Annotated in this window: 20 protein-coding genes and 1 pseudogene; 4 read left to right on the top strand and 17 right to left on the bottom strand. The window is 73.7% G+C overall.

The features are described 5' to 3' along the window. Nucleotides 1–194: 194 nt before the first annotated feature. The 3 genes from ABZ885_RS19200 to ABZ885_RS19190 are packed head-to-tail and all read right to left on the bottom strand — an operon-like array spanning nucleotide 195 to nucleotide 2842. Entirely contained in the window at nucleotides 195–1418 is a 1224-nt protein-coding gene (locus tag ABZ885_RS19200; protein WP_360189601.1) for a multidrug effflux MFS transporter, read from the bottom strand. A gap of 3 nt (nucleotides 1419–1421) precedes the next feature. Beyond that, the gene (locus ABZ885_RS19195) at nucleotides 1422–2066 is read right to left on the bottom strand and encodes an NAD(P)H-binding protein (RefSeq protein ID WP_360189598.1); all 645 of its coding nucleotides are present in this window, start codon (nucleotides 2064–2066) and stop codon (nucleotides 1422–1424) included. 23 nt (nucleotides 2067–2089) lie between these two features. Then, on the bottom strand, nucleotides 2090–2842 hold the full coding sequence (locus tag ABZ885_RS19190) for an MBL fold metallo-hydrolase (RefSeq protein WP_360189596.1): 753 nt from the start codon (nucleotides 2840–2842) through the stop codon (nucleotides 2090–2092). Nucleotides 2843–2923: 81 nt separating this feature from the next. Between ABZ885_RS19190 and ABZ885_RS19185 the strand changes: the two genes are divergently transcribed. The 4 genes from ABZ885_RS19185 to ABZ885_RS19170 all read left to right on the top strand — a co-directional run bounded on the left by ABZ885_RS19185 (nucleotide 2924) and on the right by ABZ885_RS19170 (nucleotide 4723). After that, nucleotides 2924–3553, top strand: a complete 630-nt coding sequence (locus tag ABZ885_RS19185; protein WP_360189592.1) for a helix-turn-helix domain-containing protein — start codon at nucleotides 2924–2926, stop codon at nucleotides 3551–3553. Between the two features lie 232 nt (nucleotides 3554–3785). Then, nucleotides 3786–3923 carry a hypothetical protein gene (locus ABZ885_RS19180; protein ID WP_360189589.1) on the top strand — a complete coding sequence of 46 codons (138 nt, stop codon included), beginning with the start codon at nucleotides 3786–3788 and terminating at the stop codon, nucleotides 3921–3923. Further along, nucleotides 3920–4258: a hypothetical protein gene (locus ABZ885_RS19175; protein WP_360189587.1), complete on the top strand. Its 339-nt coding sequence runs from the start codon at nucleotides 3920–3922 to the stop codon at nucleotides 4256–4258. The genes ABZ885_RS19180 and ABZ885_RS19175 overlap by 4 nt, the downstream gene beginning before the upstream one ends. Before the next feature lie 84 nt (nucleotides 4259–4342). Beyond that, nucleotides 4343–4723, top strand: a complete 381-nt coding sequence (locus ABZ885_RS19170; RefSeq protein WP_360189604.1) for a hypothetical protein — start codon at nucleotides 4343–4345, stop codon at nucleotides 4721–4723. A gap of 126 nt (nucleotides 4724–4849) precedes the next feature. Here the strand turns inward: ABZ885_RS19170 and ABZ885_RS19165 are convergent, their stop codons facing one another. The 14 genes and pseudogenes from ABZ885_RS19165 to ABZ885_RS19100 all read right to left on the bottom strand — a co-directional run. Continuing rightward, nucleotides 4850–6175: a glutamate-1-semialdehyde 2,1-aminomutase gene (locus ABZ885_RS19165; RefSeq protein ID WP_360189584.1), complete on the bottom strand. Its 1326-nt coding sequence runs from the start codon at nucleotides 6173–6175 to the stop codon at nucleotides 4850–4852. Nucleotides 6176–6181: 6 nt separating this feature from the next. Beyond that, nucleotides 6182–6733 carry a dTDP-4-dehydrorhamnose 3,5-epimerase gene (gene rfbC, locus ABZ885_RS19160; RefSeq protein ID WP_360189581.1) on the bottom strand — a complete coding sequence of 184 codons (552 nt, stop codon included), beginning with the start codon at nucleotides 6731–6733 and terminating at the stop codon, nucleotides 6182–6184. Next, a complete protein-coding gene (locus tag ABZ885_RS19155; protein ID WP_360189579.1) occupies nucleotides 6730–8031 on the bottom strand; it encodes a polysaccharide pyruvyl transferase family protein in 1302 nt (433 codons plus the stop codon). The genes rfbC and ABZ885_RS19155 overlap by 4 nt, the downstream gene beginning before the upstream one ends. Then, a complete protein-coding gene (locus tag ABZ885_RS19150) occupies nucleotides 8028–8975 on the bottom strand; it encodes a glycosyltransferase family 2 protein (protein WP_360189576.1) in 948 nt (315 codons plus the stop codon). Before ABZ885_RS19150 ends, ABZ885_RS19155 begins: the two co-directional genes overlap by 4 nt. Beyond that, nucleotides 8972–10270 (bottom strand): hypothetical protein, encoded by a 1299-nt coding sequence (locus ABZ885_RS19145; RefSeq protein ID WP_360189574.1) that lies wholly within the window; start codon nucleotides 10268–10270, stop codon nucleotides 8972–8974. Before ABZ885_RS19145 ends, ABZ885_RS19150 begins: the two co-directional genes overlap by 4 nt. Nucleotides 10271–10338: 68 nt before the next feature. Beyond that, nucleotides 10339–11613 (bottom strand): annotated as a pseudogene (locus tag ABZ885_RS19140) (DUF4910 domain-containing protein); the annotation flags it as partial. Then, nucleotides 11601–12626: an SDR family oxidoreductase gene (locus ABZ885_RS19135; protein ID WP_360189572.1), complete on the bottom strand. Its 1026-nt coding sequence runs from the start codon at nucleotides 12624–12626 to the stop codon at nucleotides 11601–11603. The pseudogene ABZ885_RS19140 and the gene ABZ885_RS19135, both read right to left, overlap by 13 nt. Nucleotides 12627–12629: 3 nt before the next feature. Next, complete coding sequence (locus ABZ885_RS19130; protein WP_360189569.1) at nucleotides 12630–13277, bottom strand: PIG-L deacetylase family protein; 648 nt, start codon at nucleotides 13275–13277, stop codon at nucleotides 12630–12632. Beyond that, entirely contained in the window at nucleotides 13274–14071 is a 798-nt protein-coding gene (locus tag ABZ885_RS19125; RefSeq protein WP_360189567.1) for a glucose-1-phosphate cytidylyltransferase, read from the bottom strand. Before ABZ885_RS19125 ends, ABZ885_RS19130 begins: the two co-directional genes overlap by 4 nt. Then, nucleotides 14068–15303, bottom strand: coding sequence for a class I SAM-dependent methyltransferase (locus ABZ885_RS19120; protein ID WP_360189564.1), 1236 nt, complete (start codon nucleotides 15301–15303; stop codon nucleotides 14068–14070). Before ABZ885_RS19120 ends, ABZ885_RS19125 begins: the two co-directional genes overlap by 4 nt. Then, nucleotides 15303–16574 carry a glycosyltransferase gene (locus ABZ885_RS19115; RefSeq protein WP_360189561.1) on the bottom strand — a complete coding sequence of 424 codons (1272 nt, stop codon included), beginning with the start codon at nucleotides 16572–16574 and terminating at the stop codon, nucleotides 15303–15305. The genes ABZ885_RS19120 and ABZ885_RS19115 overlap by 1 nt, the downstream gene beginning before the upstream one ends. Nucleotides 16575–16576: 2 nt before the next feature. After that, the gene (locus ABZ885_RS19110; protein WP_360189558.1) at nucleotides 16577–17881 is read right to left on the bottom strand and encodes an O-antigen ligase domain-containing protein; all 1305 of its coding nucleotides are present in this window, start codon (nucleotides 17879–17881) and stop codon (nucleotides 16577–16579) included. 1 nt (nucleotide 17882) lies between these two features. Then, the gene (locus tag ABZ885_RS19105) at nucleotides 17883–19412 is read right to left on the bottom strand and encodes a right-handed parallel beta-helix repeat-containing protein (protein WP_360189555.1); all 1530 of its coding nucleotides are present in this window, start codon (nucleotides 19410–19412) and stop codon (nucleotides 17883–17885) included. Nucleotides 19413–19435: 23 nt separating this feature from the next. Then, nucleotides 19436–21312, bottom strand: a 1877-nt coding sequence (locus tag ABZ885_RS19100; RefSeq protein WP_360189553.1) for an alginate lyase family protein, incomplete at its 5' end; no start/stop codon positions are given.

The following is a 21312-nucleotide window of genomic DNA, read 5'->3' as shown; positions in this document are numbered from 1 at the left end:
GGTGGGGTCCGCGGCGTCCAGGGCCTTCCGGTACACCGCACAGGCCCGGGCGACCACCTCGACGGTGTGGTCGATGTCGGCCTCGCCGAGCGCGCCCGGTGGTGTTCTATCCACCGCGCGTCAAACTTCGGCCTGGCGGAGGGTGTGCCAGGCAGGCGCGGTTCGCGACGGTTGGGCCACCGACCCTTCAGCTGCTAGTGGACCTTGCCGCGTCTGCGATCGATGTGCCTGCGAGTGCGCTCACCGGGCATCGACCGGGTGAGGACGCCGAGTGTGAGCAGAGCGAGCGCCGGCAGCACGGCGACGATGATTCCCATCGGCAAGGCGTCGGTGGCGCCACCCGCGCCGGCCAGCGGAGCAAGTGCCCCGCCGATCATGAACTGGCTGAAGCCGAGCAGAGCGGCGGCCGACCCGGCGTGTCCGCCGTGGTCGGCCAGGGCCTGGGCCGCGGCGTTCGGCATGACGAGGCCCACGCTGGAGACCAGGACGAACAGGCCGATCAGGAGCGCGGGCAGGGGTGCCCGTGTCAGCACGGCGCCCAGGACCGTGGTGCCACCGGCTGTCGCGCCCAGCAGACCGGCGAGCAGCAGCACGCGGGCGCCGGCCCGGGCCACCAGCCGGCCGCTGATCTGGGCGGCCGCAATGAGTCCGGCGGCGTTGACGGCGAACACGGCGCTGTACTGCTGCGGTGACAGGCCGTGGATTTCCTGCAGGACGAACGGCGAGCCGGAGATGTAGGCGAACATCGCCGCGAAAACCAGGCCGTTGGCCAGGACGTACCCGGTGAAGACCCGGTCGCTGAGCAGCTGCCCGACGACAGCCGGCAGCGGCTGGCGTGACGCGGAGGACCGGGTCTCCGGCAGTCCTGCGGCGGAGGCCGCCAGCATCACGGCGCCGAGTACGGCCAGGGCCACGAAGATTCCAGGCCAGGCCGTGACGCGCAGTAGCTGGCCGCCGAGGACCGGCGCGAACACCGGCGCCAGGCCGGTGATCAAGGTCAGTGCGGAGAAGAGACGTGCGGTGCGGGTTCCGGAGGTGCGGTCGCGGACCATGGCGTTGGCGATGACGATGCCGAACGCCCCGCCGATGCCCTGGACCAGGCGTAGGCCGACGAAGGTCCGGACGTCGGGCGCCACCGCGCAGAGCGCGCTGGCGATCGTGTAGAGGGCGAGGCCCGCCAGCAACGGACGCCGCCGGCCGTAGGTGTCGCTCAGCGGCCCGGCGATCAGCTGCCCGATGGCCAGCCCGGCCAGGCAGGCGGTGATGGTGAGCTGGGTGGCCGCGGCGCTGGCGCGCAGGTCGCCGGCGAGGTCCGGCAGTCCGGGCAGGTAGCCGTCGATGGACAGTGGTCCCAGGGCCACGAGCGCTGCGAGCAGGACGATGAATCGGGTTTGCCGGCCGGCGGCGTCGTCGCTCATGGCTCAGTACGCCACGGTGATGCGGCGGCGGATCGCGGTGCCGCTCTCGATCGTGTCGGCCAAGGCGATCGCGTAGTCGGCGTACGAGATGCGGCTGTTGCCGTCGTCGTCGGTGAGCAGGGTGTCCCCGGCGCTGCGGTAGGCTCCGGTCCGCTCGCCCGCTCCGATGACTGCGGCGGGCGACACGTACGTCCAGTCGAGGTCGTGCACGCCGCGGTAGAGGTCGAGCGCTTCGGACTGGGCTTCGGCGTTGGCCTTCCACAGCGCGGGGAAGTCCGGGTCGTCCATGACCCGGGCGCCGGTCGGCGTGCGTAGGCTACCGGCACCGCCGATGGTGACCAGGCGGGTGACACCGGCTCGGCGGAGTCCGTCGATCAGCGCACGGGCGGCACCGAGGATCGTGGCGCGGTCGTTCTCCTGGCCGATCCGGGGGCCGACGGCCGACAGTACGGCGTCGTGGGAGGCGGCGAGGCCGGCGACCGCGGCGGCGTCTGTGACGTCACCGGTGGTCACGGTCAGGGCCTTGTGCTTGAGTCCGTCGATGTGGCCGGCTCGGGTGACCGCGGTGACGGTGTGGCCGCGACGCAGTAGTTCCTCGGTGGCGGGCCGGCCGATGTTGCCGCTGGCACCGAACAGGACGATCTTCATGTGTTGCTCCTTGTTTCTGATGGTCAGAGGACGGGCTGGCCGTCGGCGATGATGGCCGCGGTGATGCCGCGCTCGTCGGCGGCGTGCTGGAAGCGCTGCTCGATGTCGGGTTGTTCGGTGTAGAACGGCGGGTTGTGGAACAGGCCGTAGTGCATGGCGCAGACGGTGCCGGCGCCGAGTGCGACGGCGGCCTCGACGCCCTGCTCGGGGGTCATGGTCGCCGGGACGTTGGCCGCGTAGCCCTCGAAGTGGGCGATGACGCCGTTGACCGGGACGAACGCGACGTCGAACGGGCCGTGGTCGCGGGCGATCTGCCACCAACTGCCGTGCCACTGGGTGTCGCCGCAGTGGATGACCCGCCGGCCGGCGCCTTCGACAACCCAGGCGACCTGGTCACAGTCGTTGCCGCGCCAGTCCAGCGAGGTCACCGGGGTGACGGTCAGCTCTCCGATGCGGCGTGACTGGCCCAGGTCCTGGGCGACGGGGGTGATGCCCACCTCGTGCAGCGCCGCCGCGCTCGGGGTGTGGCAGCCGATCGTGCCGGTGGCCGCGATCCGGGCGATCAGGTCGTGGTCGTAGTGGTCGGGGTGCAGGTGGGTGATGAGGGCGTGGGTGCCGGGCGGGGTATCGACCGGGTCGACCGGCCGGTGCGGCGGCCCCATCACCGGCGCCAGCGGAGCGACGTTCTCGAGCGGGTCGATCAGCAGGCGGGTGTCGTCGAGACGGATCTCGACGCCGGCCCAGGCCAGCCGACGCACGGAAAGGGTGGAGGTCATGGGCAGCGACGCTAGACCGACGTTGTTGAGAAAGTCAACAAGAGAGTTTTGAATCTCAACACCACGATGTAGGGTGGTGGCATGCGCACCTACGGGCAGTACTGCGGCATCGCGAAAGCACTGGACACCATCGGCGACCGATGGACCCTGCTGATCGTCCGTGAACTGCTCGCCCTGGGTCCGTGCCGGCACACCGACCTGCGCAACGGGCTGCCCGGGATCGCCAGCAACCTGCTGGTCGACCGGCTCCGCGAACTCGAGGAAGCCGGCCTGATCCACCGCGAGGCCGCCCCGCCGCCGGTGGCCACCACCCTGTTCTCCCTCACCGAGCGTGGTCGCGCGCTGGAGCCGGTGCTGCAGGAGCTGAGCCGGTGGGGCGTGCCGCTGTTGCGTGAGCCGGGCGGCAACGACACCTTCCGCACCCACTGGCTGGACATGCCCGCCCGGGCACTGACCGACCACCGCCCCGACCAGCCGGCAATCGCCCTGCAACTGCACGCCGACGGCAGCGAGGACCTGGTCATCGAAGTCAAGGACGGTTCGGTGCACACACACGCCGGCCGGGTCGACCACCCCACCGCGTCACTGACCGGACCGCCGCACCTGCTGGCTGCGACTCTGCTCGGCGACCTCGATCTGAGCGCCGCAGTACAGCAAGGCCTGCGGCTCAGCGGCGAACGCGAGGCAGTAATGCGCATCCTGCCCCGCTGATCGACCGGCCGCTCGCGGGCCTGTGATCTCAAGCTCTACCGAGTCTGCGCCGGTCTCAAAAACGGTCAGTTGTGAGAGTTCTGCGAGACCCCCGGATCGTGTCCGGTTTGCCCGGGTCTCCGTTCGCAGAGCATCTCTCACCTTCAGCTGCGCGAGCGCCTGGTCGCCCAGCGCGCCGAACTCACCGCCGCCGACCGCGAGGAGGTCTCCCGGTGATCCCAGCCCGCACCGGATGAAGGGCGGCGCGCTGCTGCTCGGAGCCGAGGAACCCGGGCGGTCCGGCCCGTTCGGTACCTGGGCCGACAACCCGGAGCCGATCGAAGCCGACGTCGAGGACACCGACCCGGCCGGCCGGGAGAAGGCGCGGTGAGCGGGGAGTGGAGTAACCCGGCGTACGTTCCCGTCTACGACATGCTGCTGGAGCTGGAGAAGCGCCTCGACGCCCTGCGGCACGTCGGCCACGCCGGCGGCATCGACCCGCGCGCGACCACCGCCCTGCACGCCGTCCGGCTCGCCGCTGCGATCCTGCAGCCCGTCGTCCCCGGCACGGAGCCGCCGCCGTTCCCCGACGACACCGCCCGGCTGCTGCAGCTGATCGCCAACTGGCGCGACGCCGCCCTCGACCTCGGCGAGTTCGCTTCCGCCGGCCCCGTCCTGCGGGTCATCCCCGGCGGCCGGGAAAACCGGCCCGGGTCGGCCGGGTAACGACCGGTCGTCGCCTTCGCCGTGCTCCCGGAACCACTCGGCGGCATCGCGGACCTCGTGCACCCGGCGCCCGGTGAGCTCCTCGTGCAGGTTCATGTCCCCGGTGTCGAGGGCGATCAGGATCGCGGTGCCGCGCAGCGCGGAGGCGACGTTCAGCAGGTCCTCGTCGCTGTTGTCCTGCATTCGCCAGCCGAGATCGCCCATCCGCTCGACCAGCAGCCGCAGGCCGCCCGCGGCGCCCACGGCCTGGTGGGCGAGGGCGGCAAGCTCGGCGTTCCGGTCCTCAGCCACACCTCCAGCGTGCGCCTGTTCCGGCCGGGCCGTCCCCGGAAGCGAAGATCATCCCTTAGCGCTAACCGCTGTACCGCTGCTACTCACGACCGGGATTGGGGAGCCCCGGGCGCCACGCTGCTGGTTGCGGCTGCGGTGGCGGGCTGTTTGGTGCGGCGGTCGGGGGCGCCGTGATGGGCTGGGTGCAGGTGACGCTGAGCGCGCACTACCCGACCGACACGCTGGGCGGCTGGTGCACCGCGTTGGCGGTGGTACCGGTGACTGCCTGGGCGGTCGATCGGGTAGCGGAGAAGAGATAGCTCAGGCGAAGCGGCGGAAGACGGGCTTCACCGGCCGCCCGCCCAGCCAGGGGGTGGGGTCCGCGGCGTCCAGGGCCTTCCGGTACACCGCACAGGCCCGGGCGACCACCTCGACGGTGTGGTCGATGTCGGCCTCGCCGAGCGCGCTGCTCACCACGAACGACGGGGCCAGCACCCCGCCCGCGAGGAGCCGGCGCAGGAACAGGGTGCGGTACTGCTGCGACGGCTGCCGGTTCTCGTCGAGGGTGGCGAAGACCAGGTTGCTGGCCCGGCCCCGGACGACGACGTGGTCGCCGACGCCCGCGCCGGCCGCGGCGTCCCGGACACCGGCGGCCAGCCGCTCGCCGAGGGCGTGCAGCCGTGCGGTGACGCCCTCCTCGGCGTAGGTGGTCTGCACCGCCATCGCGGCGGCCAGCGAGTGCGTCTCCGCGCCGTGCGTGGTGGACAGCAGGAACACCCGGTCGCCGGAGTGGCGGAGCCCGCCGTGCTCCATCAGGTCGCGGCGCCCCGCCAGCGCGGAGACGGCGAACCCGTTGCCCAGCGCCTTGCCGAAGGTGGAGAGGTCGGGGAGGACGCCGTACAGGCCCTGGGCACCCGCCTCGGACCAGCGGAAGCCAGTGATCATCTCGTCGAAGACCAGCACGCAGCCGTGCCGGTCGGCCAGCCCGCGCAGCCCGGCCAGGTACCCGGGCGGCGGCTCGGCGGCGCCGGCCGGTTCGAGGACCAGGCAGGCGACCTCGTCCCGGTACCGGGTGAGCAGTTCCTCCGTGGCGGCCAGGTCCCCGTAGGGGAACGCCACGGTGAGCTCGGTGACGGCGGCCGGGACACCGGCGGACATCGGCGTGGTGCCGATGAACCAGTCGTCGACCGAGAAGAACGGGTGGTCGCTGCAGATGGCCACCCGCGGGCGCCCGGTGACGGCGCGGGCGAGCCGCACCGCGGCGGTGGTGACGTCGGAGCCGTTCTTCGCGAACTTCACCATCTCGGCGGTCGGCACGGTGGCCAGGAAGCACTCGGCGGCCTCGGCCTCCACGATCGACGGCCGGACGAAGTTGCTGCCGCGGTCGAGTTGCCGCCGCACCGCCTCCAGCACGCGGGGGTGGGCGTGGCCGAGGCTGACCGACCGCAGGCCGGAGCCGTACTCGACGTAGCGGTTGCCGTCGACGTCCCACACGTGGGCGCCGTGGCCGTGGCTGATGACCGGGGCCAGGTGCTCGGGGTACTGGTCGTCGCCCTTGGCGTACGTGTGCGCGCCCCCGGGGATCATGGCGTGCAGCCGCTCGTTCGCCGTCCGCGACCGGGGCAGGAGGAAGTCGTCGGGGTCCACGCCTGCTCACCTCCCCTGTCGCCGCAGGACCTCGGCGAGCTTCGGAGCCTCCCGGTCCCGCCGGGACACCGAGGTGACCGGCAGCGGCCAGGGGATGGCGAGCTCCGGGTCGTCGAAGGCGATCGTCACGTCCTCGGCCGGGTCGTGCGGGCGGTCGATCCGGTACGAGACGTCGGCGGTCTCGGTCAGCGCCTGGAAACCGTGCGCGCAGCCGGCCGGGACGTACAGGGTCGCCTGCGTCTCGCCGGACAGCTCGAAGAAGGCCCGGTTGCGGTAGGTTGGCGAGCCGGGCCGCAGGTCCACGACGACGTCGAAGACCCGGCCGGACGAGCACCGCACCAGCTTGGCCTCGCCGGCGCCGGAGCGCAGGTGCAGGCCGCGCAGCACGCCGCCGACCGAGCGGGACACGCTGTCCTGGACGAAGGCGTCCGGGTCGAGGCCGACCGAGCGGACCACGTCGGCGTCGAAGGTGCGGCAGAAGAAGCCGCGCTCGTCGGCGTAGGGCGTCGGCTCGAACAGGTATGCGCCGGCGATCGCCGGGACTTCGGTCGCTTTCACTGAGCCTCCCGCAGGTCGTGGGCGTGGGCTTGGGTTTGGGCGTGGATCGGGGCCTGGTCGTGGGCCCGGTCGGGGGCGGCCGCCGGGAAGAGGGCCGCGGTCAGGGCGGTGAACTGCTGTCCGACCTGCCGGGCGGCGACCAGGTTCCGCTCGGCGAGGGTCCCGCGCAGCTCCGCCGCGTGCTGCTCCAGCGCCCGGAACTGTTCGAGCAGCCGGTCGGCGTCCACCTCGCGCGCCGAATGGCAGTACGCGCCCAGCCCCATCCGGTCCATGAGCGCCTCGCTCTTGGTCGCATAGGTGAGCGCGAGCGTCGGCGTGCCGGCCTTCAGCGCGCAGATCAGGTTGTGGTACCGGGTCGCCACCACCGTGTCGGCCGCCGCCGTCTCCTTCATGAGGTCGGCCAGCGAGGTCACCTCGGCGGCGGTGACCAGCGGCGACTCCACGGCGTCGAGGATCGCGGCGACCACCGGCGCGTCGACCCCGTCGCCGGTGAGCAGCCGGACCGTCCTGCCCTCCCCGACCAGCGTGCGGACGAAGCGGATCGTCCCGTCGAGGTAGCGCCGGTGGATCTCCCCGGCCCGGGCGCGGTCGTCGTTGCTGCCGTGGAAGGCCATGACGCCGACGCAGACCGTCCCCGTCGGCGGGCCCGCCCGGCCCGCCGGGCCCAGGGGCTCGCCCGCCGGCGGGGACGGCAGGGAGAACGCGAGGTCCGGGTAGACCTCGTCGCGGGAGGTGTCCACGCCCATCGCCCGCATCGCGTCGCGGGACGGGGCGTCCCGGTACGAGCGGTACGCGGCCAGCCGCGCCGACCAGCGCACCAGGGTCCGGGTCGAGCGCCGGCGGATCCCGGCGGCGCCGACGCTGACCAGCGCGACCGGGGTGCCGGACAGCCGGCCGCTCGCGCAGAGCAGGAACAGCGCGTACGGGAAGCCCCACGGCCGCAGCGGCAGCGTGGCCTCCAGGACGCCCATGCCCGGCACGATCACCACGTCGTGCCGGCGCACCCAGGCGGCCGTGCGGAAGGGGTCGAGGAGCTTGCCCACGGCCTTCGCCGCGACCGCGCCCGTCCGCGACGCGGTCCGGTACTCCCCGCGGTACCAGTGCAGCCGCGTCGCGGGGATCCCGAACCGGGCCGTGACGGCCTCCGGTCCGCCGCACAGCGCGTCCACGACCGCCTCCGGGTGTGCGGTGCGCAGATGGCCGAGCACGGCTTCGAGCGACCCGTCGTTGCCGAGGTTGCCGGAGCCGAGCAGGCCGAACACCCCCACCCGCACCGGAGGGCGGTTCACCGGCGTCATGCCCGCCTCCCCTCGCGGCCGGCGACGAGGGCGTCGACGGAGACGTCGAGCAGGGCCGGGTCGACCGGGGCGCGGTCCTCGACCCGCTCGCCGGCGCCCGGCCGGACCCGGCTGGCCGCCCACGCGACCAGGTGGCGGTAGCACGCACTCCGGTCGGCCGCGGACAGCGGCGCCCGCCGGATCGCCGAGACGAAGCCGTGGACGTACTCGGCGAGCAGCCGAGGCGTCGGGTGCAGCGGGCCCGCCCGGCGCGGGTCCAGGTTGACGCACCGGGAGCGCTTGGAGGGGTTCGCCCGCTCGGCGCGGGTGGGGTGGTCGCGGCGGAAGTACAGCAGCTCGGGCACCTGGTGGAAGGGCCCGTGCAGGGCGATCTCGGCGACGAACGTCCGGTCCGCGTGGTGGTAGCTGTCGAGCGGCTTCACCCGGCGCAGCACGTCGGCCCGCAGGACGCCGTAGAAGTCGTCGCCGCCGGGCTCGAACAGCAGGCTGCGGAAGCGCTCCGGCGCGCGCGGGGAGTCGGTGGCGATGCCGTACTCGTAGGGGACCTTCACCTGGCCGTCGCCGTCGATGACGGCCTGGCCGGTGTGCGCGAGGATCACGTCCGGCCGCTCGTCCAGCGCCTCCACGCAGCGCCGCAGCAGGTCGCGGCCGTACAGGTCGTCGTGCGAGGCCCACTTGAAGAGCTCGCCGCGGGACTCGACGAACACCCGGTTGTGGTTCGGCGTGGCGCCGATGTTCCGGGGCAGCCGCAGGTACCGGACCCGCGCGTCCTTCGCGGCGTACGCGCGGCAGATCTCCTCGGTCCCGTCGGCCGAGGCGTTGTCGGAGACGACCAGCTCGAAGTCCTCGTAGGTCTGGCCGAGCAGGGCGTCGAAGGACTCGGCCAGGTACTCCTCGCCGTTGTACACGGGCAAGCCGATGCTCAGCCTGGGTCGGGCGGTCATGTGGTCCTCTCTTCGGGGATGGGGTTCCGGCCGTTCTCGCGCAGGGCGGACCGCAGCTGCAGCCACCACACGGCCGAGCTGCTGACGGTCGCGGCGGCGACGCCCCAGGCCGAGCCGGCCGTGCCGGCCAGGACGGCGCCGCCGAGGCCGCCGCCGACGTAGCCGGCGGAGGCGAACAGCTGGCAGCGCAGGCTGCGCCGCGCCGCGCCGAGCGCGCGGAGCCCGGCCGCGGCGCCGGTGCCGAGGCCGGCGCCCGCGACGCCGAGGGTGAGCGGCACGATGAGCTGTGCGGCGGAGGGCCAGACGCTGCCGAGCACCAGCTCACCGAGCCGGTCCGGCACCGGCAGCAGTGCCGCGCCCCAGAGCAGCGCGGCGCCGGCCTGCCCGCCGCCCAGCAGGAGGCAGAACGCGCCCAGCCGGTGCGGGGCCTGCCGCAGCACCCGCGCCGCCTCCGGGACGGTGACCAGCGACAGGCCCATCAGCACGGCGAGGAACGGGCCGAGCAGCAGCTCGGCGCCCCGCACCGCACCCACCGCGCCGACCCCGGCGATCGCGCCGAGGCCGTACGCCCGCAGCTGGCTCGCGCCGCTGAGGCTGACGTTCTCCACCAGGTAGCGGTAGCCGAGGTCGCGCTGCTCGCGGAGCCACCCGCGCGCCCCGGCCGGCCTCGGCCGGATGCCGGACTGGACGCAGCCGTACGCGGCGGCCACCGCGGCGGACGCACCCCACGCGAGCACGAAGGCGGCCACGCTGCCCACGCGGGCCGCGACGACCATCGCCGGGACGAGCGCGACGCCCCAGACCAGGTCGTTGACGAACGCCTTCCGGCCGGTGCCGGCGGCGAAGAAGGAGAACCGCCAGGCGTCCTGCAGCAGCAGCCCCGGCAGCACGACGCCGAGGCAGGCGAACGCGGCCCCCACGCGGCCGCCGAGACCGAGCCCGACCAGCAGGCACACCGCGCCGAGGGCGGCACCGACGCCGAGGGCGGTGCCCGACGACCGGGCCACCGCCCCGCGCCAGGACGCCTCCGGCACGCCGCTGAAGCGCACCACGAGCGGGTCGGTGGCCAGCCCGCGGGAGACGTTCAGCACCACGCCGTAGGTCACCCAGGCGAGGCTGAACACGCCGAACGCGGTCACCCCCAGCGAGCGGGCCACGTAGATGCCCACCACGAAGTTGGACATGCTGGAGGCCGCCTGGTCGGCCAGTCCCCAGGACAGCCGGCCGAGGAGGGCCCGCTTGGCGGACCCGGCCGGTGCCGTCGCGGCCGCCCCCTCGGTGGTCACCGGCGTCATGCGGTCGCTTCCTCGCTCGTCGCTTCCTCGCTCGTCGCTTCCGGCACCGGCGCGCCCTTCGGCTCGGTGATCAGCCCGGCTTCGCACAGGGCGTCGGCCGCGGCGGCGACGGTGTCGAACGGCAGCCCGGACCGCTCCGCGACGTCGAGCAGGCTGGGCCCGCCGTCCGAGAGGCTGAGCACCCAGAGCATGGCCAGCTGGGCCTGCTTCGCGTCGCTGCGGCCGCCGAGCGAGTCGTACAGCCCGCGCCGGCCCAGCTGGGGCTCGCCGTACGGGCTGAGGTTGACGTACCGCCGGTTGCGGTCCAGCACGCCGAACGCCTCGCGGCAGACGGCGAGCGTGTCGGCCATCGCCTCCGGGGAGACGAAGTCCGGGTTGTCCGCCGAGGTGTGGTACTCGGGGTAGCCGGCGTACGGGGTCCGGCTGAGCGAGCCCACGCCGAGGTCGAACCCGGGCGAGCAGAACTGCCGCTCGTCGTAGCCGTACGGGGTGAACGCGGTCACGCGGTGCGGGCGTCCGGAGGCGTCCAGCACGTGCTGCACCACCCGGTCGATCTCCGCGTCGCCGCGCCTGCTCTGCTTGTACGTCAGCTGCCCCCGGTCACCGGCGCAGGCCAGCACCAGCCCGTGCCTGACCCGCTCCACCCGCTCCGCGTTGCGGGCCAGCCAGGTGATCGCCCCGATGGTGCCGGGCGCGAACAGGAACCGGTAGGTGTACCAGGGCCGTTCCGCCGCCAGCGCCCGGGCCAGGAACGTCGCCACCGCGATGCCGGCCAGGTTGTCGTTGGCCAGCGACGGGTGGCAGACGTGGCAGGAGACGATCACCTCGTCGGCGACCTGCCCGGGGACGACGTGCTCGGCGTAGGTGAGGTGGCCGTCGGCGAGCGTGGAGTCGATGCGCACCTCGTACTCGCCGTCCGGCAGCGCGTCCAGGGTCTCCTGGGCCAGGCAGAACCCCCACTCCGGCGTGTAGTAGCTGGTGCGGTACGGCACCCAGGACGGGTGGTCCGGCAGGGTGTGCAGGTGCGGGCGGAGCTCGGACAGCGGCATGGTCGCCGCCACCGGCACGCTGTATCCGAGCACGTGCAGGCTGGACGCGTGGAAGTCGACGACCCGGCGGCCGGCGGCGTCGGCGACGTACGCGTCCCTGATGTTCCACTCCTGCGGCACCGTCCAGTCGAGCACCGGGGTGCCGGTCGGCACCTCGTGCACCTGGAGCGGGAGGTACTCGCCGACGATCTCCAGGGTGGCGCGCACCCCGTCGCCGGTGATGCTCCGGCACAGCGGGTACAGCCGCTCCACCAGCGCGTGCATCTCCGCGCCGGGCGCCGTCACCGGCGCCACCGCAGGGTGCCGTCGACGGTGCCGGCCCCGGACGCCGCGCGCAGCACGGCCAGCCGGGTGAAGCGCTGCTCGAAGTCCTCCCGGGTCAGCCCGTGCTTCCGGTAGGCGTCGGCGAGTTCGTGCGCGCCCCGCTCCACCGTCCAGGTGCAGTCGAAGCCGGGCACCGCGGCGCGGAACCGGGAGAAGTCCACCCGGTACGACCGCGGGTCGGCGCCGGCCTCGCCGGTGATCCGGACCTTCGCGCCCTCGACGGCCTCGGCGACCTGCCCGGCGATCTCGGCGACGGTGACGTTGTTGGTCTCGCTGCCGATGTTGAAGGCCCGGTCGTGCACCGCCTCCCGCGGCGCGGTCAGCGCGGCCGCGAAGGCCTCCGCGATGTCGGCGGCGTGCACCAGCGGGCGCCAGGGCGTGCCGTCGGAGAGCACCAGCACCTCGCCGGACAGCAGCGCGTGGCCCACCAGGTTGTTCAGCACGATGTCGGCGCGCAGCCGGGGCGAGTAGCCGAAGGCGGTGGCGTTGCGCATGTACACCGGGCTGAAGTCGCCGTCCGCCAGGTCGTGCAGGTCGTCCTCCACCCGCACCTTGGACTCCGCGTACGGCGTCACCGGGCGCAGCGGGGCGTCCTCGGCCACCAGGTCGTCGCCGCCGGCGGCGCCGTAGACCGAGCAGGTGGACGCGTACAGGAAGCGCCGCACCCCGGCGTCGCGGGCCAGCCGGGCCAGCCGGACGGAGGCGTGGTGGTTGATGTCGTAGGTGAGGTCCGGCGCCAGCGAGCCCAGCGGGTCGTTGGAGAGCGCGGCCAGGTGGATCACGGCGTCCACCCCGGCCACGTCGTCGGCGGTGACGTCGCGCAGGTCCACCCGCCGTCCCGGCGGGTCCGCGGGCGCCGGGCCGAGGACGCAGTCCGCGAAGAGGCCGGCGTCCAGCCCGACGACGTCGTGCCCGGCGGCCGCGAGGACCGGGGCCATCACGGTGCCCAGGTAGCCCTGGTGCCCGGTCAGCAGTACGCGCATGGGTCAGTTCTCCAGATCGAGGGTCAGTTTGGTGACGGCGAACGCCTCGGCGTAGCGGGCGTGGCACTCGATGCCGCGGATCCGCGCCAGCCCGAGGAAGGCCTCCCGGTCGTACCAGGGCCGGTGCCGCTGCGAGGGGTAGTGCTCCTGCAGCAGGTGCACCTTCTGCTCGGCGGTCTCCGCGGACAGCGGCTGGTAGGCCGCCGGGCGGCCGAGATCGCCGTCCCACTTGACGATCTCGTAGCCGAGCACCAGGTGGTCGCGGAACGCGGTGGTCACCAGCTGCGCCAGGCCGCGGTGGTCCTGGTGCGCGTCCTCGGTGCGCGGTGCGAGGATCAGGTCGGGCTCGGTCCGCCCGCGCAGCTCCTCGACGGCGGCCTTGGCCTCCTCCCAGTGCGCGGGCAGCCGGCCGTCCGGCAGCTTGAGCACGGTCAGGCGCAGGTCGGCGCCCGGGCAGAAGGCGGCGAGCGCGGCCTGCTCCTCCTGCTCCCGCTCGCTGCCGCCGCCGGAGAGCACCAGCGCGTCGACGCGGACGCCCGGCCGCGCCCGGCAGACCGTCAGCAGCGTGCCGCCGGCGCCGATGGCGATGTCGTCGCAGTGCGCCCCCACCGCGACGATCCGTTCCAGGGGGCCGGTCCCGAGCCGGATCACGCGGTCCTCACCCCGGCTCCGTCCCGCTCCCACACGGCCCACGGGCGGTCGCCGTGCGCGTAGGCGGCGTCGAGCGCGGCCCGCTCCTTCACGGTGTCGGTCGGCTTCCAGAAGCCGCGGTGCTGGTGCGCCACCAGCCGGCCGCGCTTGGCGAGCCCGGCGCACCCGTCGGCGACGAGGTCCCCGTTCTCCGGGATGTGGTCGAAGACCTCCTGGCGGAGCACGAAGTAGCCGCCGTTCTCCCACAGCGGCATGTCGCTCACCGCGGTGATGCCCCCCACCAGGCCGTCCTCGCCCAACTCCACGCAGTGGAAGGAGGACTGCGGCGGGACCACCATCATCGACGCACCCGCGTCGCGCTGCGAGAAGCGGTCGATCATCTCCGGCAGCGGGGCGTCGGTGAGCACGTCGGCGTAGTTGGCGAGGAACATCTCGTCGCCGTCCAGGTGGTGCCGCACCCGGCGCAGCCGCTCCCCGATCGGGGACTCGATGCCGGTCTGCACGAAGGTGATCGTCCAGGAGGAGATGTCGGTGGACAGCAGCTCGGTCCGCCCGCCCCGCAGCACGAAGTCGTTGGACGTCGTCTCCTCGTAGTTGAGGAAGAAGTCCTTGATGTGGCGCGCCCCGTACCCGAGGCAGAGGATGAACTCGGTGTGCCCGAAGTGCGCGTAGTAGCGCATCACGTGCCAGATCAGCGGCCGCGGGCCGACCATCGCCATCGGCTTGGGCACGTCGTCGTCGGCGCCCCTGCGCATGCGCAGCCCGTAACCGCCGCAGAACAGGACGACCTTCATCGCTTGACCTCGACAATGCTGAGTTCCGGGATGGGGAAGACCAGCCGGCCGCCCCACTCGTGCACGAAGGACAGCTGCTCGACCAGCTCGTCCCGCAGGTTCCACGGGAGGACGAGGACGTAGTCCGGCCGGTCCGTGGCGATCCGCTCCGGCGGCAGGATCGGGATGCGGGTGCCCGGGGTGAACCGGCCGTGCTTGTAGGGGTTGCGGTCGACCGTGTACGGGAGCAGGTCGGGCCGGATGCCGCAGTGGTTGAGCAGGGTGTTGCCCTTGCCCGGGGCGCCGTAGCCGACGACCGTCTCGCCGCGTTCGGCCGCGTCGACGAGGAACCGCAGGAGGTCCCGGCGCACCTTGGCAACCCGGGCGGAGAACTCGGTGTACCCGGACAGCTCCTGCAGCCCGGCCGCCTTCTCCCGGTCCAGCACGTCGGCCACCCGCTGGGTCGGCGGCCCGGCCACCTCGGCCGGCCGCGCCCACAGCCGGATGGAGCCGCCGTGCGTGGGCAGCAGCTCGACGTCCACGAGCGTGAGCCCGCCGCTCGCCAGCGCCCGGGTCGCGGACGCGACCGTGTAGTACTGGAAGTGCTCGTGGTAGATGGTGTCGTACTGGTTCTCCTCGATCAGGGTCAGCAGGTGCTGCACCTCGACGGAGACCCAGCCGTCGTCGGCGACCAGGGCGCGCAGCCCCCGGGTGAAGCCGACCACGTCGGGGATGTGCGCGTACACGTTGTTGGCCACGACCAGGTCCGCCGGGCCGTGCTCGGCGCGGACGGCCGCGCCGGTGTCGGGGGACAGGAACTCCGTGACCGTGGGCACGCCCGCGTCGCGCGCCGCGGCGCCGACGTTCACCGAGGGCTCGATGCCGAGGCAGCGGATCCCGCGGTCCACCACGTGCTTCAGCAGGTACCCGTCGTTGCTCGCGACCTCGACCACGAAGGCGTCGGGGCCGAGACCCAGCCGCTGCACGGCGTCGGTGACGAACGTGCGGGCGTGCTCCACCCAGGAGGTCGAGTAGGAGGAGAAGTAGGCGTACTGCGTGAACGTCTCCTCCGGCGTGATCAGCGGCGGGATCTGCGCGAGCCAGCAGTCGGTGCAGACCCGCAGGTGCAGCGGGTACGCCGGCTCCGGCCGGTCCAGTTCGTCGGCGGCGAGGAAGCTCTCGCACGGCGGGGTCGCCCCCAGGTCGACGACGCTCCCCATCGCCGCCGAGCCACAGAGTCGGCATCGTGTCATCAACTGCCCCCATTCCTGCCCGCGCGGGTGCCCCGCCGCGGGCCAGCGTTTCCGTTCCCTGTCGGCGGCGCGCCCTCCGCGCCGCCGGACCGACCCGCGATCGCGGTGCGGTATCCCTCCAGCAGGTGCTCCAGCCCGACCGCCGGGCTGAACCCCTGCTCGTAACGGCGCCGGGCCGCCAGGCCCATCTCCCGGTTGTGCTCCGGCCCGGCCGTGATCCGGCGGAGGCAGGACGCGAGCGAGGCCGCGTCGCCCGGCCGGTGCAGCAGCCCGGTCACCCCGTCCTCGACGAGTTCGACGAAGGCGCCGTGACCGGCGGCGACGGCCGGGACCCCGGCCGCCATCGCCTCCACGACCACCAGGCCGAACGCCTCCAGCCACGTCGAGGGCGCCACCACGGCGACCGCCCGCGCGACGGCCTGCCGGCACTGGTCCTGGTCGTACAGGCCGACGTACCGCACGTCGTCCCGGCCCGCCGCCCAGGCGGTCACCTCCCGCTCCAGCGGCCCCGCGCCGGCGACCACCAGCGGCACGCCCACCCCGCCGTCCGCGGCGGCCTCGTCCCACGCGGCCATGAGCAGCCGCACCCCCTTGGCCTCCGCGAGCCGGCCGAGGTAGAGCAGGTGCTCGCCGGCGCCCGTCCGGCGGACGCCCGGGTCGGGCACGAAGTTGTGCTTCACCGCCAGCCGTTCGGCCGGCATGCCCGCCCGCGCCAGGACGTCGCGCTGCGCCGCGGAGATGCAGAAGAACCGCTCCACGCCGGACCACCACCGGCGCCGGTTGACGGCCAGGCTGACCGCGAGCGGCACCGTCGCGAGCCGGGAGTTCCGGTAGCAGCCGTGCCGGACGGCGGGCAGCGGTGACCCCCCGACGCAGGCGGTGCACGGCCGGCCGTCCCGCTGCAGCGTGCCCGGCGGGCAGACCTGGGTGTAGTTGTGCAGCGTGGCGACGGCGGGCACGCCGGCGTCGGCGCAGGCGGCCAGCACCGCGGGGGACAGCAGCGGGAAGACGTTGTGGACGTGGACCACGTCCGGCCGTTCGGCGCGGAGCCGGGCGGCGAGCTCCGCGCGGACCGCCGGGTTCCACGGCACCAGCAGCGGCACCGCGGCCTTGCCCGGCAGGGAGCGGGCGGCGATGTCGTCGCTGCGCCGCTCGAACAGCTCGACCCGGTGGCCGGCCTCGCGCAGCAGGCCCACCTCCTGGTCGACGACCTTGTTCTCGCCGCTCGGCTGCGCCGAGGCGTAGCGGTTGTGCACCACGAGGATGTGCATGGTCAGGCCACCTCCGTTCGCTGGGCCGGTCGGGGTGTGCGTCGTCGGGGCGCTGCGGGCGCGGGGAGCGGAGCGGCCGCGGCGGGTGCCGCCAGCAGCGAGGCGGCCACGGTCAGGTGCAGCAGGTACGGCGAGGCGTCGCCCAGGCCGGCCTCGGTGTACGACGCGATCGCGCAGTAGCTGATCAGGAAGATCGCGCAGGCCCTCGCCGACGACGGCGGCCGCAGCAGCGCGACGCCGCCCAGCACGATGATGACCGCCGCCACGATGGCGGTGCCGGCCAGGCCCTGTTCGTTGTAGACGGCCAGCCAGCTGTTGTCGATCGGCAGCCCGCCGAACGACTTGTCGCCCAGGCCCGTGCCGAGCAGCTGCTCGGTGGCCGTCCGGGGCGCGGCCAGCAGGGCGTCCCAGACCTTGGCCCGGCCGGTGAGGTTGGAGAAGTTCTCCTGGCTCTGCCCGCGCAGGAACCACGCCTGGAGCAGGGAGCTCAGCCCCACCGCGGCCGCGGTGGAGCACAGCACCGCCCAGGCGAAGAACCGGCGGGCGGCGGCGCTGGTCAGGACGAGCGAGCCGATCGCCAGCGCCAGCCCGATGATCAGGCCGAGCGTGGCCGTGCGGGTGTGGGTCAGCGCGAGCAGGACGAGGGACGGCACGATGACCGCCGCCGCGCCGGCCCCGGTGGTCCGGCGGTCCAGCAGGAGCAGCACGGCGAGCCCGATGATCACCGCGGCGTACTGTCCGATCTGCGGCGGCGTCAGCGGCCACAACGCGCCGACCAGCCGCCCGCCGTAGAGCTCGGGCATGGCCGCACCGGGGGAGACGATCAAGCCCGCGGCCACCGAGGCGAGCACCGCGAAGTACATCCTGATGTGGTGCCGGACGAACGTCGTGCCGCCGTCCCACCAGCGGCTGAGCAGCCACAGGGTGCCGACGAACAGCGCCAGCCGGGCGCAGCGGAACAGAGCGCCGAAGCCGGCCTCCAGGTGCGCGCTGGAGATCACGCTCAGCACCAGCAGCAGGGTGAGCAGGAACAGGAAGGCGCTGGCCCGGATGCGCAGCCGGATGTTGAGGACGAGTGCCAGCACGAAGGCGGAGACCAGCGCGCCCATGGTGGCCATCTGGATGAGGGAGCGGGGCAGCGGGATGATGGTCCGCGCCCCGGCGGAGCCGAGCGTGTTGAGGATCAGCAGCCCCCAGACCGTCCCGACGGTCTTCGGCGTGCCGGCCGGGCGCGGTTCGGCGCCGGGCCGTGTGCCCGCGGTGTCCGGCCCGCCCGGCGGCGCCGCGTACGTCAGGTCCCGGTCCATCTCAACCACCGGCCTGCGGCCGGAAGGTGCTGCCCGCGTCCTGCTGGTACGGCGTGCCCTGCCACTGCCCGAAGTCGAGCGTCCGGCTCGGGTCGTGGGCGACGAAGCTCCACGGTCCGACGTAGGCGTTGTCGTGCCAGCGGTTCTGCTGCGTGCCGGTGATCGCCTCGGCCACCGGTTCGCCCTTGTACGGCGACCAGTCCGGGTAGGTGCCGTAGTTGGACAGCACCGCCATGCGGCCGCACTTCGCCGTGCACCCGACGACGGACGCGTCCAGCAGGAAGCGGTTGTCGTGGATGTCCACCCGCTGGGTCTTCCACCGGCAGTCGGCGTAGAGCGGTGCGCTGGCGATCGTCGGCTGGCTGCAGCGGGCGGTGTCCTTCACCAGCAAAGTGCAGTCGCCGGAGGAGGTGTTGGCCGGGCTGTTGCAGAACCGGTCGGCGTTCTCCCACAGCGTGATCCCGGACCAGTTGTCCTCCAGCACGTTCCGGTCGATCTCGATCTTGTCCGTGCGGGCCGGGATCCGTGGCTCGCCGCCCGACTCGGACAGGTAGACGGCGGCGAACGGGAAGTTGTCGCCGCGTTCGGCGGACCGGCGGCCCTCGGCCCAGTTGTTCCGCCGGATCGTGTTGTTCCGGATGACCGCGTTGTAGCTGGTCTCGTAGATCAGTGCGGCGCCGTCGTTGCCCTCCAGCACGTTGTCCTCGATGCGGAAGTCGTTGTTGTTGGTGTCCGCCCACAACCCGGTTCCGTGGTTGTCGTGCACCCAGTTGCCGCGCACGTCGGCCCCGTTGACGGCCCAGAACTTGACGCCGCCGGTGCAGCCGCAGCCCGGCTGCCGCTGCTCCCAGTCGTCGGTGTCGTTGCCCGCGATCTCGTTGCCCTCGACCACCAGGCCGCCGATCGGGGCACCGGCACCGGCCTTGTACGCGTTCATGCCGTACTGCCCGTTGCCGCGCAGGCAGCTGGCACGGACCTGCTGACGGGCACCGGCCATCAGCCCGGCGCCGGAGTTGTTCTGGACCGTGGCGTGCTCGATCACCCACCCGTCGGCCGAGTCGTGGTTGACCACGCCCTCGTTCTGCGGCGCGACGAAGCCCTGCACGGTCAGGTGGCGGATGGTGACGTTGCCGGCGGTGCCGCCGAACGCGTACGCGTTGGTCTTCCCGCCGTCGAGCACCGCGCCCGGCGCGCCGAGGTAGCTGTCCCCGTCCTTGGGGATGACCTGGGCGTACCGGTCCGGTTCGAGCCGGTGCGTCCCCGGCGGGAGCCAGAACGTGGTGTTCGGGGGGCTGCTCTTGGTCTTCGCGGCCAGGTCGCCGACCACCGCCGGGTCGACCGTCACCGCGCCCGCCGGCGCGTCCGCCGGCCCGGCCGCGGGGCTGTCGCACACCTTGGCCACGGCCGCCGGCCGGGACGGCGTGGCGGTCGGCTTCGGCGGGGCGTCCGGCGTACCGGTACAGCCGGTCGCCACCAGCAGGGCCAGCGTCAACGCAGCCACCGACGCCCAGTGCCGCCTCTTGGTCCCCACCCGTTCGATCCCCACCCGTTCCCCTAACCCCGGAACCCGAGCACGGTGGTGAACCCCTGCGTGCCGTCGGCGAAGCCGGTGCCGACCAGCGTGGTGGCGGGTTCCCTGCGTCCGAAGCCGGGGGAGTACCACCCCAGCGGCGGGTCGGTCTCGCCGTGATGCGCCCGCCACTCCAGCTGCCCGGGCAGGTCGAGCACCGCGGAGCGGTCCTCGCCGTCGCGGGTCCAGGTCAGCACGGCCCGGTTCCCCGTCAGGTCCGCGGTGACCGCCGGGCCGAGGTGGAACGCCAGGCGGACGGCCCGGCGCGGGCCGCGCACCTCGTCGACCACCCGCAGCTCCCGGCTCGCGGCGGTCAGCTCCACCCGGCGGCGGTGCACCGAGGGCCGGTAGCCGTCGTGTTCGGCACACCAGCGGGCCACCCGCGCGTCGGAGGTGTCCGCGAGCAGGACCCGGCTGCGGGCGTGCCGGGTCCACAGGAACGGGCCGCCGGAGACGGACTGGTCGCCGCCGTCCAGTTCCAGGGTGTTGTGGGCCAGGGTGGACCGGAAGTACCGCCGCCACTCCGGCTGCCCGTGGTAGCAGAACGTCCCCGGGTCCGCGAGCACGTCGACCCCGTCGTGCCGGACCTCCACGGACAGCGCGTCCGCGTGGGCGTGCGCGGCGATGGACAGGAACCCGTGCGGGCCGCCGTCGCAGCGGCACCAGATCCCGTCCGGACCGCGCAGGACGGTCAGGCCCGCGTCGGCGAAGTGGGCCGGCCGGCTCGCCGGGCGGGTCACGGCCGGCGTGCTGCCGCCGTCGGCGTTCTTCGGGTACGGCCGGATGAGCGCGGCCAGCAGCGGGGTGCGCACGTCGGTGCCGGTCACCGCGGGCCACCAGGCGAGCCGGCCGAACACGGCCTCCCCGGTGGCCAGCAGCGAGGCCCAGCGGTCGGTGCCCGCGCCGTCCAGGACCAGGCCGTGCCCGTCGTCCGCGTCCCCCTGGCGCGGCGGCCGCAGGCGGTCGTCGACGACGGCCGCGAGGGCGTCGGTCATCCGCAGCAGCACCAGCCGGACGGTCGCGGGGACCGGCACGGCGGCGGCGTCCGCCTCGGCCAGCGCGGCCAGGCCGAGCTCCAGGACGAGTCCGTGGTACTCGCTGGCCAGCTCGCGGTTGAGGCCGGAGGGGAAGGTGTTGCCGTGCAGGTGCCGCTCCAGCGACCGCAGCGCGCCGGACCGCCAGCGCTCCGAGGAGGGGAACCAGCCGAACGCGCAGGCCGCGGCGAACTGCCCGGCGGCCTCGGCGATGACGTGGTTGTTCGCCGAGGACCCCCGGCTGGGGAAGGCGGCCAGCCAGCGCTGGTGGTGCCAGATCTGGTGCAGCGCCACCGGGTTCTCCTCGAACAGCCCGGGCGCGCCCGGCCAGCCGTCGAGCAGCCGGCGGACCCACACCCAGGACAGCAGCCGGATGCCCAGCTCGATGCCGCTGGTCCAGTGCACCCCGCGCAGCGGCGGGTTGGCCGCCCACCAGGACCGCAGGTGCCCGGCCACGCGCTCGGCGTACCGCTCGTCCCCGCTGACCGCGTACGCGGCGGCGAGCACGGTCAGGTACTGGTGCCGCGACAGCTCCCAGATCTGCTTGACGTCCCCGACCGCGTCCTCGTCCCGGTACGGCACGTCGAAGGCGTAACCGGACGGGGCCCGGCGCCCGGTCTTCGGGTCGCGCCACCAGTCCGGGGCGGCCAGGTCGTCGCGGCCGACCCCGAAGAACTCGGCGTGCCCGTCCAGCAACCGGTCCGCCTCGGCGACGAGGCGTTTCGCGGCGTCCGACGGCACCGCGGCGAGCGCCCCGGCGGGCAGCACGGCGGTGAAGCGGGCGCCGGTCACGCCGGGGCGGTCGGGCAGCGCGGCCCGCCACCGCC

The organism is Kitasatospora sp. NPDC047058 (genome assembly GCF_040643935.1).
Taxonomy (GTDB): Bacteria; Actinomycetota; Actinomycetes; order Streptomycetales; family Streptomycetaceae; genus Kitasatospora.
The sequence above is the reverse complement of the archived record's forward strand: the minus strand, read 5'-3'. Positions and strand labels throughout refer to the sequence as shown.

Bases quoted from the DNA above. Each gene is read 5' to 3' on its own strand.
- ABZ885_RS19200 (WP_360189601.1), bottom strand. From the start codon at position 1,418: ATGAGCGACGACGCCGCCGGCCGGCAAACCCGATTCATCGTCCTGCTC.
- ABZ885_RS19195 (WP_360189598.1), bottom strand. From the start codon at position 2,066: ATGAAGATCGTCCTGTTCGGTGCCAGCGGCAACATCGGCCGGCCCGCC.
- ABZ885_RS19190 (WP_360189596.1), bottom strand. From the start codon at position 2,842: ATGACCTCCACCCTTTCCGTGCGTCGGCTGGCCTGGGCCGGCGTCGAG.
- ABZ885_RS19185 (WP_360189592.1), top strand. From the start codon at position 2,924: ATGCGCACCTACGGGCAGTACTGCGGCATCGCGAAAGCACTGGACACC.
- ABZ885_RS19180 (WP_360189589.1), top strand. From the start codon at position 3,786: ATGAAGGGCGGCGCGCTGCTGCTCGGAGCCGAGGAACCCGGGCGGTCC.
- ABZ885_RS19155 (WP_360189579.1), bottom strand. From the start codon at position 8,031: ATGACGCCGGTGAACCGCCCTCCGGTGCGGGTGGGGGTGTTCGGCCTG.
- ABZ885_RS19150 (WP_360189576.1), bottom strand. From the start codon at position 8,975: ATGACCGCCCGACCCAGGCTGAGCATCGGCTTGCCCGTGTACAACGGC.
- ABZ885_RS19145 (WP_360189574.1), bottom strand. From the start codon at position 10,270: ATGACGCCGGTGACCACCGAGGGGGCGGCCGCGACGGCACCGGCCGGG.
- ABZ885_RS19135 (WP_360189572.1), bottom strand. From the start codon at position 12,626: ATGCGCGTACTGCTGACCGGGCACCAGGGCTACCTGGGCACCGTGATG.
- ABZ885_RS19125 (WP_360189567.1), bottom strand. From the start codon at position 14,071: ATGAAGGTCGTCCTGTTCTGCGGCGGTTACGGGCTGCGCATGCGCAGG.
- ABZ885_RS19120 (WP_360189564.1), bottom strand. From the start codon at position 15,303: ATGACACGATGCCGACTCTGTGGCTCGGCGGCGATGGGGAGCGTCGTC.
- ABZ885_RS19115 (WP_360189561.1), bottom strand. From the start codon at position 16,574: ATGCACATCCTCGTGGTGCACAACCGCTACGCCTCGGCGCAGCCGAGC.
- ABZ885_RS19110 (WP_360189558.1), bottom strand. From the start codon at position 17,881: ATGGACCGGGACCTGACGTACGCGGCGCCGCCGGGCGGGCCGGACACC.